The sequence below is a fragment of the Gordonia sp. 852002-51296_SCH5728562-b genome, from assembly GCF_001665475.1.
Lineage (GTDB): Bacteria > Actinomycetota > Actinomycetes > Mycobacteriales > Mycobacteriaceae > Gordonia > Gordonia sputi.
Genome location: NZ_LZMI01000037.1, coordinates 1 through 641, shown reverse-complemented (window position 1 = coordinate 641; position 641 = coordinate 1). Strand labels below are relative to the sequence as shown.

Sequence of the window (641 nt, the reverse complement as noted above, 5' to 3'; positions counted from 1 at the left end):
ACCTGCCCGAGGAGGGCGGAGAAGGCGTCGTGGTTGCGTTGGGCGGGTGAGCGTTGATCCCGCAGCGCCGCCGCCGCGACCTGCTCCGCATTCGCGGTGGTGATCGGACCGACAGGCGACTCGGGGTCGTCGGGGTTGTTCATGCCGGGTTTGGCCCACGAGTCGAGCACGGTGTCCAGCCGGGCTCGGGCGATCGGATCCAAATCAGCAGTCAACCGCGACATCAACTGCGCGTTTTGCCGGTTCACCCACAAGCGGCGTCGCCGTTTGCGGTCTTTCGGGTTGGTGAGTGTCCCATCCGGATCGAGATGCGCCAACAATCGTGAACCGAGGTTGGTGATTTCGGCGGGCGTGAACTGGACCGCGTAGCCGGCCATCTGTGCTTCGGCGGCAGCTTTCGTCTCGGCGGACACCTCACCGGGGATGGCCTCCAACACCTCGAGTACCGCGCGGACGTGTGCGCCGGCGACGCGTCCTTCCACGACGTAGCCGGCCAACGTCGGACAGGAGGGCGGGAGGCGGTCGCCGCAGATGGTGGTGAATGAACCGGTCGCCGCGATCACCCGATACCTAGCTGCGGGATCACCGATATGCAGACGCTGCCCCATGAAGTTGCGAATATCGCGGAACCCCAAACCGTG

At 65.7% G+C, this 641-nt stretch carries 1 protein-coding gene; it reads right to left on the bottom strand.

All coding sequences use genetic code 11. From position 1 onward, the window contains the following. The coding region (locus tag A5766_RS07300; RefSeq protein ID WP_156527404.1) for a DUF222 domain-containing protein at positions 1-641 on the bottom strand (641 nt) is incomplete at both ends.